At 54.1% G+C, this 12,710-nt stretch carries 12 protein-coding genes; 7 read left to right on the forward strand and 5 right to left on the reverse strand.

Features of this window, described 5'->3' with window-relative positions; translation table 11 throughout:
- Positions 1 to 17: 17 nt before the first annotated feature.
- Entirely contained in the window at positions 18 to 1,403 is a 1,386-nt protein-coding gene (cysS, locus tag A9180_RS12230; RefSeq protein ID WP_000912345.1) for a cysteine--tRNA ligase, read from the reverse strand.
- A gap of 173 nt (positions 1,404 to 1,576) precedes the next feature.
- Here cysS and ppiB point away from each other — a divergent pair, with 173 nt between their 5' ends.
- From ppiB to purK, 5 genes are all read left to right on the forward strand, one after another.
- The gene (gene ppiB / locus A9180_RS12235; RefSeq protein WP_000255987.1) at positions 1,577 to 2,071 is read left to right on the forward strand and encodes a peptidylprolyl isomerase B; all 495 of its coding nucleotides are present in this window, start codon (positions 1,577 to 1,579) and stop codon (positions 2,069 to 2,071) included.
- A gap of 2 nt (positions 2,072 to 2,073) precedes the next feature.
- On the forward strand, positions 2,074 to 2,796 hold the full coding sequence (lpxH, locus tag A9180_RS12240) for a UDP-2,3-diacylglucosamine diphosphatase (RefSeq protein ID WP_064529026.1): 723 nt from the start codon (positions 2,074 to 2,076) through the stop codon (positions 2,794 to 2,796).
- Positions 2,797 to 2,907: 111 nt separating this feature from the next.
- A complete protein-coding gene (locus tag A9180_RS12245) occupies positions 2,908 to 3,237 on the forward strand; it encodes a hypothetical protein (RefSeq protein ID WP_064529027.1) in 330 nt (109 codons plus the stop codon).
- A gap of 95 nt (positions 3,238 to 3,332) precedes the next feature.
- The gene (purE, locus tag A9180_RS12250) at positions 3,333 to 3,842 is read left to right on the forward strand and encodes a 5-(carboxyamino)imidazole ribonucleotide mutase (RefSeq protein ID WP_064529028.1); all 510 of its coding nucleotides are present in this window, start codon (positions 3,333 to 3,335) and stop codon (positions 3,840 to 3,842) included.
- Positions 3,839 to 4,906, forward strand: coding sequence for a 5-(carboxyamino)imidazole ribonucleotide synthase (gene purK, locus A9180_RS12255; protein WP_064529029.1), 1,068 nt, complete (start codon positions 3,839 to 3,841; stop codon positions 4,904 to 4,906). The genes purE and purK overlap by 4 nt, the downstream gene beginning before the upstream one ends.
- Before the next feature lie 519 nt (positions 4,907 to 5,425).
- Here purK and A9180_RS12260 read toward each other — a convergent pair.
- Genes A9180_RS12260 through A9180_RS23930 form a run of 4 tightly spaced genes read right to left on the reverse strand, consistent with a single transcriptional unit; the run spans position 5,426 to position 10,078 of the window.
- A complete protein-coding gene (locus tag A9180_RS12260; protein WP_064529030.1) occupies positions 5,426 to 6,319 on the reverse strand; it encodes a carbamate kinase in 894 nt (297 codons plus the stop codon).
- A complete protein-coding gene (locus A9180_RS12265) occupies positions 6,316 to 7,131 on the reverse strand; it encodes a DUF2877 domain-containing protein (protein ID WP_064529031.1) in 816 nt (271 codons plus the stop codon). The genes A9180_RS12260 and A9180_RS12265 overlap by 4 nt, the downstream gene beginning before the upstream one ends.
- A gap of 10 nt (positions 7,132 to 7,141) precedes the next feature.
- The gene (locus tag A9180_RS23925) at positions 7,142 to 8,401 is read right to left on the reverse strand and encodes a DUF1116 domain-containing protein (RefSeq protein WP_064529032.1); all 1,260 of its coding nucleotides are present in this window, start codon (positions 8,399 to 8,401) and stop codon (positions 7,142 to 7,144) included.
- 9 nt (positions 8,402 to 8,410) lie between these two features.
- Positions 8,411 to 10,078 carry an acyl-CoA synthetase FdrA gene (locus tag A9180_RS23930; RefSeq protein WP_064529033.1) on the reverse strand — a complete coding sequence of 556 codons (1,668 nt, stop codon included), beginning with the start codon at positions 10,076 to 10,078 and terminating at the stop codon, positions 8,411 to 8,413.
- Positions 10,079 to 10,394: 316 nt separating this feature from the next.
- On the opposite strand from A9180_RS23930, the gene allD reads away from it, so the two are divergent.
- Together allD and allC are read left to right on the forward strand one after the other, a co-directional pair.
- Positions 10,395 to 11,444, forward strand: a complete 1,050-nt coding sequence (allD, locus tag A9180_RS12280; protein ID WP_064529034.1) for an ureidoglycolate dehydrogenase — start codon at positions 10,395 to 10,397, stop codon at positions 11,442 to 11,444.
- Between the two features lie 21 nt (positions 11,445 to 11,465).
- Entirely contained in the window at positions 11,466 to 12,701 is a 1,236-nt protein-coding gene (gene allC / locus A9180_RS12285) for an allantoate deiminase (RefSeq protein ID WP_064529035.1), read from the forward strand.
- Positions 12,702 to 12,710 lie beyond the last annotated feature (9 nt).

The following is a 12,710-nucleotide window of genomic DNA, read 5'->3' on the forward strand; positions in this document are numbered from 1 at the left end:
ATCCGGCAATAGCGCAATTACTTACGACGCCAGGTGGTCCCTTGTGGGCCATCCTCCAGCACGATCCCCATCTCGTTAAGACGGTCACGCGCCGCATCTGCCGCCGCCCAGTCTTTCGCTTTACGGGCATCCAGACGCTGTTGAATTAACGCTTCAATCTCAGCCACTTCGCTGTCGTCTGCCTGCGCGCCGCTTTGCAGGAATGCTTCTGGTTCTTGCTCCAGCAGACCCAGCACGGCAGAAAGTTTACGCAGGTGAGACGCCATTGCGTTCGCCGCTGCCATATCTTCTGCTTTCAGACGGTTCACTTCACGTGCCATATCGAACAGCACGGAATACGCTTCCGGGGTGTTGAAGTCGTCGTCCATCGCTTCAATAAAGCGCGCTTCAAACGCTTCGCCACCGGCAGGCGCGACGGTTTTGTCTGTGCCACGCAGCGCAGTGTAGAGACGCTCCAGCGCCGCACGTGCCTGCTTCAGGTTCTCTTCGCTGTAGTTCAACTGACTGCGATAGTGACCCGACATTAAGAAGTAACGCACGGTTTCCGCGTCGTAGTATTTCAGCACATCGCGCACGGTGAAGAAGTTACCCAGCGATTTCGACATCTTCTCGCGGTCAACCATCACCATGCCGGAGTGCATCCAGTAGTTCACATACTGACCATCATGCGCACAGGTGGACTGGGCGATTTCGTTCTCGTGGTGCGGGAACATCAGGTCAGAACCACCGCCGTGGATATCAAAGTGGTTACCCAGTTGTTTGCAGTTCATTGCCGAACACTCAATGTGCCAGCCTGGACGGCCCGCGCCCCACGGAGACGGCCAGCTCGGTTCCCCCTCTTTCGACATCTTCCACAGTACGAAGTCCATCGGGTTGCGTTTGTCATCGACCACGTCAACGCGCGCCCCTGCCTGCAGCTGGTCGAGATCCTGACGCGACAGCACGCCATAAGTCGGATCGGTCGGTACGTCGAACATCACGTCGCCGTTATCCGCCACATAAGCGTGACCTTTGGCGATCAGTTGTTCAGTGAGTTCAATAATTTCTGCGATATGGTGCGTCGCACGCGGCTCCATATCCGGGCGCAGAATGTTCAAAGCATCAAAATCTTTGTGCATTTCGGCGATCATGCGATCCACCAGCGCCACAAAGCTTTCGCCATTTTCATTGGCGCGCTTGATGATTTTGTCGTCGATATCAGTAATGTTGCGCACATACTTCAGCTTGTAGCCGAGGAAACGCAGGTAGCGTGCGACCACGTCAAAGGCAACAAAGGTACGCCCGTGACCGATATGACAGAGGTCGTAAACGGTGATTCCACACACGTACATGCCGACTTCCCCGGCGTGAATAGGCTTAAATTCCTCTTTTTGGCGTGTCAGAGTATTGAAGATTTTTAGCATCGAAGATTCCGTTTAGACATGTGTGGGTAATTGAGTTGCGTATAATACCCATATTTCCCGCGCGATTCAGCATACATTGCGAGATGATCCGATCGTGCGGTTATGCTATAACACCACCCTATATATGACCCGAACTGGGTTGAAGCACCAATCAAACGGAACAGGATGCAAAAATGGTTACTTTCCACACCAATCACGGCGATATTGTCATCAAAACTTTTGACGATAAAGCACCTGAAACAGTTAAAAACTTCCTGGACTACTGCCGCGAAGGTTTTTACAACAACACCATTTTCCACCGTGTTATCAACGGCTTTATGATTCAGGGCGGCGGTTTTGAACCGGGCATGAAACAAAAAGCAACCAAAGACCCGATCAAAAACGAAGCCAACAACGGTCTGAAAAACACCCGTGGTACGCTGGCAATGGCCCGTACTCAGGCGCCGCACTCTGCAACTGCGCAGTTCTTCATCAACGTAGTTGATAATGACTTCCTGAACTTCTCTGGCGAAAGCCTGCAAGGTTGGGGCTACTGCGTGTTTGCTGAAGTGGTTGAAGGCATGGACGTAGTAGACAAAATCAAAGGTGTTGCAACCGGTCGTAGCGGTATGCACCAGGACGTGCCAAAAGAAGACGTCATCATTGAAAGCGTGACCGTTAGCGAGTAATCGTGGCGACACTCTTTATTGCAGACCTTCATCTCTGCGTGGAAGAACCGGCGATCACCGCCGGTTTTCTGCGTTTTTTAGCGGGAGAAGCCCGCAAGGCCGACGCGCTATATATTCTTGGCGATCTGTTTGAAGCATGGATTGGCGACGACGATCCCAGCCCGTTTCATCGCCAGATAGCAGCGGCAATCAAAGCGCTATCCGATTCCGGCGTTCCCTGTTATTTCATTCATGGCAACCGTGATTTTCTGCTCGGCAAGCGCTTTGCCCGTGAAAGCGGCATGACGTTATTGCCGGAAGAAAAAGTGCTCGAACTTTATGGTCGTCGGGTGCTGATTATGCATGGCGACACGCTGTGTACCGATGACGTGGGTTATCAGGCATTTCGCGCCAAAGTCCACAAACCGTGGCTACAAACGCTATTCCTCGCCCTGCCGTTATTTGTGCGCAAACGTATTGCCGCAAGAATGCGCGCGAACAGTAAAGAAGCCAACAGCAGTAAATCGCTGGCGATCATGGATGTAAACCAAAACGCGGTGGTCAGTGCGATGGAAAAGCATCAGGTACAGTGGCTGATCCACGGGCATACCCATCGCCCGGCAGTCCATGAACTCATCGCCAATCAACAACCTGCTTTCCGCGTCGTGCTGGGTGCCTGGCATACCGAAGGTTCGATGGTGAAAGTCACGGCGGATGACGTTGAGTTGATTCATTTTCCTTTCTGACCGCGAATGAACAGATTCTGAAAAAGCGCCAGACTACCGCAACCTGTATATCTTTTTCTGAGCCAGCAAGGTAATAAATCCCTGAGTGAAATAACAACAGGGAATATTATTATGCAACGCTGCAACGGATTTTTGATTTCTGGTATCGCCCTTACGGCAGGAGCGCCTCTGTGTATTAGCTGGTTTGGCCTTGTCGGCTTCTATTTTGGCGCATTGTCACTGGTGGCGGCGGCGGTCATTTCGTGGATAGCCTATTTCTGGCTCATTTACTTAGTACTCACCCGCCCCCATAACCAACGTTTTGTCGAAAGATTTGTATTGATTGTCGGTATTTGCTTTTTTCCGTGGAGCATTGTGCTGATATGGGCATTCTTTGCCAGTTCATCCAGAGCGCATAATCAACACGCAGATCAGATTAAAAACTCAACAAATGACGGTTAATCCCGCCTACGCAACCGTTTTCCTTGTTCTCTTTCCGTGCTATTCTCTGTGCCCTCTAAAGCCGAGAGTTGTGCACCACAGGAGTTTTAAGACGCATGTCTTCCCGCAATAATCCGGCGCGTGTCGCCATCGTGATGGGGTCCAAAAGCGACTGGGCTACCATGCAGTTCGCCGCCGAAATCTTCGAAATCCTGAATGTCCCGCACCACGTTGAAGTGGTTTCTGCTCACCGCACCCCCGATAAATTGTTCAGCTTCGCCGAAAGCGCCGAAGATAACGGTTATCAGGTGATTATTGCGGGCGCGGGCGGCGCAGCGCACCTGCCGGGCATGATTGCCGCCAAAACGCTAGTGCCAGTGCTGGGCGTACCAGTACAGAGCGCCGCACTGAGCGGTGTCGATAGCCTCTACTCCATCGTGCAAATGCCGCGCGGCATTCCGGTAGGTACGCTGGCGATTGGTAAAGCGGGCGCGGCAAACGCAGCCTTACTGGCAGCACAAATTCTTGCGACTCACGATAAAGAACTGCACCAGCGCCTTAGCGACTGGCGCAAAGCCCAGACCGACGAAGTGCTGGAAAACCCGGACCCGCGAGGTGCGGCATGAAACAGGTTTGCGTGCTCGGCAACGGGCAGTTAGGCCGTATGTTGCGTCAGGCCGGTGAACCGTTAGGTATTGCTGTCTGGCCGGTCGGACTGGACGCTGAACCGGCAGCGGTACCTTTTCAACAAAGCGTGATTACCGCTGAGATCGAACGCTGGCCAGAAACCGCATTAACCCGCGAGCTGGCGCGCCATCCGGCCTTTGTGAACCGCGATGTGTTCCCGATTATTGCCGACCGTCTGACTCAGAAGCAGCTTTTCGACAAGCTCCACCTGCCGACCGCACCGTGGCAGTTACTTGCCGATCGCAGTGAGTGGCCTGCTGTGTTTGAGCGTTTAGGTGAGCTGGCGATTGTTAAACGTCGCACTGGCGGCTATGACGGTCGCGGTCAATGGCGCTTACGTGCCGCTGAAACCGAACAGTTACCGGCTGAATGCTACGGCGAATGTATTGTCGAACAGGGCATTAACTTCTCTGGTGAAGTGTCGCTGGTTGGCGCGCGCGGCTTTGATGGCAGCACAGTGTTTTATCCGCTGACGCATAACCTGCATCAGGACGGTATTTTGCGCACCAGCGTCGCTTTCCCGCAGGCCAACGCGCAGCAACAGGCGCAGGCCGAAGAGATGCTGTCGGCGATTATGCAGGAACTGGGCTATGTAGGCGTGATGGCGATGGAGTGTTTTGTCACCCCGCAAGGTCTGCTGATCAACGAACTGGCTCCGCGTGTGCATAACAGTGGTCACTGGACGCAAAACGGCGCCAGCATCAGCCAGTTTGAGCTGCACCTGCGGGCGATTACCAATCTGCCGTTACCGCAACCAGTGGTCAATAGCCCGTCGGTGATGATCAACCTGATTGGTAGCGATGTGAATTATGACTGGCTGAAACTGCCACTGGTACATCTGCACTGGTACGACAAAGAAGTCCGCCTGGGGCGTAAAGTGGGGCATCTGAATTTGACCGACAGCGACACATCGCGTCTGACCGCGACGCTGGAAGCATTAATCCCGCTGCTGCCGACGGAATATGCCAGTGGCGTGATTTGGGCGCAGAGTAAGTTCAGTTAACCTGGTGCTCATTGTCTTGCCGGATGCGGCGTGAACGCCTTATCCGGCATACCGATCCGGCACCGATTGTAGGCCTGATAAGATGCGCCAGCATCGCATCAGGCATCGTACGCCAATTGCAGGATGCGGCGTGAACGCCTTATCCGGCCTACCAGTCCGGCACCAATTGTAGGCCTGATAAGACGCGTCAAGCATCGCATCAGGCATCGTGCGCCAATTGCCGGATGCGGCGTGAACGCCTTATCCGGCCTACCAGTCCGGCACCCATTGTAGGCCTGATAAGATGCGCCAGCATCGCATCAGGCATCGTACGCCAATTGCCGGATGCGGCGTGAACGCCTTATCCGGCCTACCAATCCGGCACCGACTGTAGGCCTGATAAGATGCGCCAGCATCGCATCAGGCATCGTGCGCCGATTGCCGGATGCGGCGTGAACGCCTTATCCGGCCTACCAATCCGGCACCCATTGTAGGCCTGATAAGATGCGCCAGCATCGCATCAGGCATAAATGCCTACGACTACAGCGAAATACAGGTCCCCGCCTCGCCCGCCAGCGTCTCTTCAATCCGCGATAACGCCCCAATCCACGCAGGTTTACCACAGCTCCTGACATAACCACTCACCGCCGTCACCTTCGGCCCCATCGAACCATCGGCTTTGACAAATGGCGCTAGCTCATCCGGTGTAGCACGGCGAATGGCGCGTTGCTGCGGCGTTCCCCAGTTTTCATAAACCGCGTCAGCATCGGTGAGGATCACCAGTCCATCGGCATTAATCTGCCCGGCAAGCAGCGCGGCAGCGAGATCTTTATCAATCACTGCTTCACTCCCTGCCCCGTCATCCGTCACCGGCACACCGCCGCCACCGCTGCAAATCACCACATGCCCTTCTTTGAGCAACAGTTCGATGGCTTCGCTGTCGAGAATTTTACGCGGCTGGGGAGACGCCACCACCCGGCGCACATATTTGCCGTCACGTTTCATCTGCCAGCCATAAGCCGCTTCCAGTGCCTCTTGTTCTTCTGGCTGATAAACCGGGCCGATAAATTTCTCCGGCTGCATAAACGCCGGATCATCAGGCGATACTTCAATGCGTGTCAGCACCGTCGTCACAGGCGGCATCTGCGGCTGCGCGCGCAAACTTTGCGCCAGCATATAGCCAATCATCCCCTGACTTTCCGCCACCAGCACATCCAGCGGATACGGCTCCACCTCTTTCCACGCCAGATTCTGTAACGCCAGCAGCCCCACCTGCGGCCCGTTGCCGTGGACAATCGCCAGCCGATAAGAACGGGCCAGGCGTGCCAGCGCAGGTACAGCACTGGCGATATTGCGATACTGATTTTCTGCCGTCAGCGCCTCACCGCGCTGGAGTAATGCGTTGCCCCCAAGAGCTACAACCAGTGTTTTCATGATTTTCCTTGTAATAATTGTTGACCAAGCCAGAACCCCAGCAGCGTATCGGCCCCTGACGTATGCCCCAGCGCCAGTAGCGAATCAGTCGCCGCAGCGGTACGTTTCGTGCAACTCAGGGCATGAACAAAGTGCAGGAGTGGCGAGGCGAAATAGCCTTGCGCGGCGTAACGTAAATAACAGACGCTCACCGCCGTGGTAACGAGTTGAAGATTGTCGGAACAGGAAAAAAACTGGCCACCAGAGCACAAATCTATAGCGCCAAAATACCAGGCCGCCAGCAGCATTCCGGTCAGCGTGTCATCATGACTTGGCGTTAAGCCAGGACCTTTGCCCAGCCAGTGCCGCCAGTCGGTCTTAACGCCATTGAGCGCGGTCTGAAAACAGTGGCGAAACTGGCGTAATTCAGCAGGTAGCGGCTCGCTTACCGCCAACGCCAGTGGCCCAAAAAGTCCGGTTTCTTCCGCACGTTGCATCCATGCAGCTGCAAGCGGTTGAGGATGCGCAGGCGGCGTAATACGCAGCAAACAATAACGCTGTGGCTGATTAACCGTGAAACGCCCAAGGCGAATCCCTTGTGCCACAACCTGCGGTCGTTCATTGCCGCATAATCCACCGCATAACGCATCGAATTGCTCGCGGCGAAGCACCCATCCTCCGGGACCGAAACCACTTCCCTGACGATGCAGCGTTAACAGTTCGCCGCTTTCCGTCATCAGGTTAATCGCCCGCCGCCACACTCCCGCTAACCTCCAGGACTGGCGATAGTCCAGTGCGCTACGACTGGCAAGCAGAGGATGGATGATCGTCATTGCGCATTCCTCAACCAATACCCATGCTTTCAGCCAGTGCTTCCAGCGCCTGTTCAAAACAGGCCAGCGGTGCACGCACGGTGCCTGCGCCAATCTGCCCGATCCCCGCCTCTTTATGGGCGATGCCAGTGTTGATAAGCGGCGTAATACCGGTTTCCACCACGCGACGAATATCCAGCCCCAGACACGCGCCCTGGAAATCCCAGCCGGGGATCTGCAACTGCATATTGCGCTCAAGGAAGATTTCCGCCATCTCTTCAGAAACGGTTCTGGCTGCGTCCATGCCACCCGCACCGACAAAGCGCGTTACGCCAGGTGCGGCGATCATTGCCGCGCCACCGATACCAAAGGTTTCGGTAATCGCGCTATCGCCCATATCCGGATTCGCCTGTTCCTGCGAGAAGCCGGAGAAAAATAGCCCCTGCGGAGTGTTTACTGGGGCTGTAAACCAGCGATCGCCAAGCCCACTCACCCGAATCCCGAACATATTGCCGTTGCGGGTCATTGCCGTAACGATGCTGCCCGCGCGGATCATCGCGCCTGCATCCATTGCCGCCTTGCAGTAGGCCATCGCGAGGTTGAGGAAGAACTGATCGGTCACGCTGAGGAAATCCATCACTTCAGCAATGTGCTGTTTATCGTGGTCGAGACGGGCAATTTGTGGTGCCAGCGTACGCATCAGCAGTGCCGAGGAAGCAATATTACGCTGATGGAACTCATCGCCCATCGTAATGCCCTGCGCCATCATCGCGGTGAGATCGATACCCCGCTCCATGCGCCCTAATGCGGCACTTAATACCGGCATCAACACATCGCGCATCCAGCGATGGCGAGTCAGGACATCTTCGCCGTAAGCGCCAAAACGCATCACTTTGCCGATACCTTCGTTGAGGTTGCAGTATGCCCGGTTGCCATCGGTTACGTTCTCGACCACCAGCATCGGCATACTGGCAGAAGTAATGCCGCCCATTGGCCCGACGGCATTCACATGATGGCAAGGGACAAAGTTCACTTCCCCCTGCTCAAGCATCGCCAGTGCCTGCGCTTCATCTTTCGCCCAGCCTTCAAACAGACACGCGCCCACGCATGCCCCTTTCATTGGCCCGGTCATCTCCTGCCAGCGCATCGGCGGCCCGGCGTGAAGCAGTGTTTTACACTGATTTAATTCGTTAATAAGTGAAGATGCCAGTTGCACATCCAGCCAGTGTGGACGAGCACGACGAATTTGTTCGATAACCGCAGCATTGGCTTGCGCCACTGATGTAAACATGGGAACCCCTTATTGCAAACGTTCTAATAAACGAGCCAGTTTTTTATTGCCGCCAGCGACTGGCGCCCATTGGTAATGCACAACCGGTTTGCTGGCGCTTTGTAGTTCCAGCGCAAAACTGCGTAATCCAGCGTTTATGACAGCGACGTTTTCCAGTAATGACGGTGTATGTTGATGTGCGTCGGGAGAAAGCGGGCGAATCAGCGCCGCTGCCAGTAATGTGGCTTCCGGCAGCGAACTCACTACCGCGATCCCCGCATCTTCCAGCGTGGCGATTTGCTGCGAGCGGCATTGCGGGTCACGTTCGGTGCCTGTCACCGTGGCAATGGCGTACAGCGGTTGGTTGTCTGAACGCGCGGCACAGGCTTTCTGCCAGGCGCTCACCAGCGAGGCGGCAGGATCGGCGGTCGCGCCGAAGCCAATCACCACATCGAGCAGCAACACGCGCACCTGCGGTTTTGCGCCAAGATCGGCAATTAGCAGGTTGCGTAAGGTTGGGTCGATCATTGGATGGGGACGCCCGACGGTGTAGAAATCATCGCCCAGGTCGAGGATCTGATGCCCGTCGGCATCCAGCATCATGCCATGTTGATGGGTAGCGTCAGTCGCCACAGCAAGATATCCGGCAAGTAATCCCGCCGCTTCGGCAGCCAGCGTACCGCCAGTATACAAACCACAAATAAAACCTTTGTTGGCAGGCGCTAGCGCATTACGTCGCGCAGTAACCCGCGAAAGCAGGCAAGCCAGGCGCGCTGCGTCATCCAGCGAGGAGGCAAACCAGACATTTTCGTCGCGGGCTACCGCCGGGGTATAACCTAAAAACAGCGCCACTGTTGGTTTACCTGTCGCTTTCATCGCGTTAACGATACGCAGGCGCACAGCTTCGGCAGGTGGCTTTGAGACAAACGCCAGCACTTCGCTTTTCTCGTCTGCACTGAGCATTTCCAGCGCCGTTAGCGCACTGATACCACCCACTTCACGGCTGAGATCGCGCCCGCCAAGGCCAATCGCGTGAGTAATTCCCTCACCAGCCAGCGCAATCTGCGAGCACAGTTCCTGAATCCCGGTACCAGAAGCGCCAATGACGCCAATGTTGCCTTCCGGCATCACGTTGGCGAAAGCCAGCGGCGTGGCGGCAATCATCGACGTACCGCAGTCCGGCCCCATCACCAGCAAGCCTTTTCCCCGCGCACGGGTTTTGAGTTGGATTTCATCTTCCAGCGTGACGTTATCGGAGAACATCATCACGTTAAGATTGCAATCCAACGCCTGATTCGCCAGCTCCGCTGCGTATTCACCAGCCACTGATATCAGCGCCAGATTGGCGTCGGGTAATTTTTGGCAGGCGCTATCCCAGCGACGCACCTGCGTTAACGCCTGGCAACTGCCCATACCCTGCGCCAGTTGCTTTAGCGCCTCTTCAAGCTGCTGCATAATCGCCTGCGCGATCCCCGCATCCGCCGCTTCGCTACGAATTGCCACGCAAATATCGTTCGGCGTGGCATTATTAAAATCGTCATGCCAAAAACCTGTGGTATCTAATAACGCTTTATTAGCGGGCGTACCCATCATGACGGAAACATCATCAACATTTTCTGATTCGCTGAGTTTTCGTGAAATAATCATTAAACTGACCGAATCCTGAAAACACCCTTTTTTAATAAAGGCGTGGACCATAACAACTCCTTAAAAATTGCACCCATGGCAATTGCACGAGCAGTGTTAATGTGCTCATTACGGTATCGATGGACGGTGACAAATAAGGTGATGAATATCACACAGGGATTATTAGCAAAAGAATTCAAACAACCGCCAGACTATTACTTGTTATTTTTTAACAAGTGGCGTTATTTTAAAAATCAGGTTAAAAGCAGGCAGATTATCAAATAAATTCTAACTATATTTTTTTGCCTGTCTGGATCACATAATCCAGTTATTTTCCCTGTATGTTAATTGCAGTCATGCTTCACACCGTCGTTAAAAAGGAAGACAGATGAAAATCAGTCGGGAAACACTCCACCAGCTAATTGAGAATAAACTTTGCCAGGCTGGCTTGAAACGTGAGCACGCTGCAACCGTTGCTGAAGTATTGGTTTACGCCGATGCCAGAGGGATCCACTCTCATGGCGCGGTACGCGTGGAATACTACGCAGAACGCATTTCAAAAGGCGGCACCAACCGCGAACCGGAGTTTCGTCTTGAGGAAACCGGGCCATGTTCGGCAATTTTGCATGCCGACAATGCCGCCGGGCAAGTGGCCGCAAAAATGGGCATGGAACATGCCATTAAAACCGCCCAACAAAATGGCGTTGCCGTCGTCGGTATCAGCCGAATGGGCCACAGCGGCGCAATCTCTTACTTTGTGCAGCAGGCAGCACATGCCGGATTGATTGGTATTTCAATGTGCCAGTCCGATCCGATGGTTGTGCCGTTTGGCGGCGCGGAAATTTACTACGGCACCAATCCGCTGGCCTTTGCCGCGCCGGGAGAAGGCGACGACATTCTGACCTTTGATATGGCGACTACCGTCCAGGCATGGGGAAAAGTGCTCGACGCGCGCTCGCGCAATATGTCTATTCCAGATAGCTGGGCAGTCGATAAAAACGGCGCACCAACCACCGATCCATTCGCGGTACATGCTCTGCTTCCCGCCGCCGGACCGAAAGGTTATGGCCTGATGATGATGATTGACGTGCTCTCAGGGGTGTTGCTTGGCTTACCGTTCGGGCGTCAGGTCAGTTCGATGTATGACGATTTACACGCCGGACGTAATTTGGGGCAGTTACATCTGGTAATTAACCCGAACTTTTTCTCCTCCAGCGAATTATTCCGTCAACATCTTAGCCAGACCATGCGCGAATTAAATGCCATTACCCCCGCGCCCGGTTTTAACCAGGTTTATTATCCCGGACAGGATCAGGATATTAAACAACGCAAAGCCGCCGTCGAAGGCATCGAAATTGTTGATGATATTTACCAGTATTTAATTTCCGACGCGCTTTATAACACGTCATACGAAACGAAAAATCCCTTTGCGCAATAATTATTGAGACAGGACTTTCCTATGATTACACATTTTCGTCAAGCCATAGAAGAAACGCTACCCTGGCTTTCCTCTTTTGGTGCTGACCCAACGGGCGGAATGACCCGTTTACTTTATTCGCCGGAATGGCTGGAAACCCAGCAGCAATTTAAAAAAAGAATGGCAGCAAGTGGGCTGGAAACACGTTTCGATGAAGTGGGAAATTTATATGGTCGCCTGAGCGGCGGCGAATATCCACAGGAAGTGATTCTGAGCGGTTCGCATATTGATACCGTGGTTAACGGCGGTAACCTCGACGGGCAATTCGGCGCACTGGCGGCGTGGCTGGCAATTGACTGGCTGAAAACGCAATACGGCGCACCGCTGCGTACGGTCGAAGTGGTGGCGATGGCGGAAGAAGAAGGCAGTCGCTTCCCGTATGTTTTCTGGGGCAGCAAAAACATTTTCGGTCTGGCGGATCCTGACGACGTGCGAAATATCTGTGATGCCAAAGGCAACAGCTTCCTCAATGCCATGCTCGCCTGCGGATTTGCTCTGCCAAACGCGCCACTGCCACCGCGCGAGGACATTAAAGCCTTTGTCGAACTGCATATCGAACAGGGCTGTGTGCTGGAAAGTAATGGTCAGTCAATTGGCGTCGTGAATGCGATTGTCGGGCAGCGTCGTTATACGGTGACGCTGAACGGCGAATCAAACCATGCAGGCACCACGCCGATGGGCTATCGTCGTGATACGGTTTACGCTTTCAGTCGCATTTGCCATCAGTCGGTTGAGAAAGCGAAAAAGATGGGCGATCCGCTGGTGCTGACCTTTGGCAAGGTGGAGCCGCGCCCGAATACGGTTAACGTGGTGCCGGGGAAAACCACTTTCACCATTGATTGTCGCCATACCGACGCCGCCGTGCTGCGCGATTTCTCCCAACAGTTAGAAAATGACATGCGGGTGATTTGCGATGAAATGGACATTGGTATTGATATCGATTTATGGATGGATGAAGAACCGGTGCCAATGAACAAAGAGCTGGTCACTACCCTGACGGAACTGTGCGAAAGTGAGGCACTAAACTATCGGGTGATGCACAGTGGCGCCGGACACGACGCGCAAATTTTCGCGCCTCGCGTGCCAACCTGCATGATTTTCATTCCCAGCATTAACGGCATCAGCCATAACCCGGCGGAACGCACCAATATTAACGACCTTGCTGAAGGGGTCAAAACGTTGGCACTCATGCTTTATCAACTTGCCTGGCAGAAATAAGGAGTCATA

It is taken from the genome of Escherichia sp. B1147 (assembly GCF_001660175.1).
Classification (GTDB): Bacteria; Pseudomonadota; Gammaproteobacteria; order Enterobacterales; family Enterobacteriaceae; genus Escherichia; species Escherichia whittamii.

Excerpts from the sequence above, each read along its gene's own strand:
- cysS (WP_000912345.1), bottom strand. The coding sequence starts at position 1,403 with ATGCTAAAAATCTTCAATACTCTGACACGCCAAAAAGAGGAATTTAAG.
- ppiB (WP_000255987.1), top strand. The coding sequence starts at position 1,577 with ATGGTTACTTTCCACACCAATCACGGCGATATTGTCATCAAAACTTTT.
- A9180_RS12245 (WP_064529027.1), top strand. The coding sequence starts at position 2,908 with ATGCAACGCTGCAACGGATTTTTGATTTCTGGTATCGCCCTTACGGCA.
- purE (WP_064529028.1), top strand. The coding sequence starts at position 3,333 with ATGTCTTCCCGCAATAATCCGGCGCGTGTCGCCATCGTGATGGGGTCC.
- purK (WP_064529029.1), top strand. The coding sequence starts at position 3,839 with ATGAAACAGGTTTGCGTGCTCGGCAACGGGCAGTTAGGCCGTATGTTG.
- A9180_RS12260 (WP_064529030.1), bottom strand. The coding sequence starts at position 6,319 with ATGAAAACACTGGTTGTAGCTCTTGGGGGCAACGCATTACTCCAGCGC.
- A9180_RS12265 (WP_064529031.1), bottom strand. The coding sequence starts at position 7,131 with ATGACGATCATCCATCCTCTGCTTGCCAGTCGTAGCGCACTGGACTAT.
- A9180_RS23925 (WP_064529032.1), bottom strand. The coding sequence starts at position 8,401 with ATGTTTACATCAGTGGCGCAAGCCAATGCTGCGGTTATCGAACAAATT.
- A9180_RS23930 (WP_064529033.1), bottom strand. The coding sequence starts at position 10,078 with ATGGTCCACGCCTTTATTAAAAAAGGGTGTTTTCAGGATTCGGTCAGT.
- allD (WP_064529034.1), top strand. The coding sequence starts at position 10,395 with ATGAAAATCAGTCGGGAAACACTCCACCAGCTAATTGAGAATAAACTT.
- allC (WP_064529035.1), top strand. The coding sequence starts at position 11,466 with ATGATTACACATTTTCGTCAAGCCATAGAAGAAACGCTACCCTGGCTT.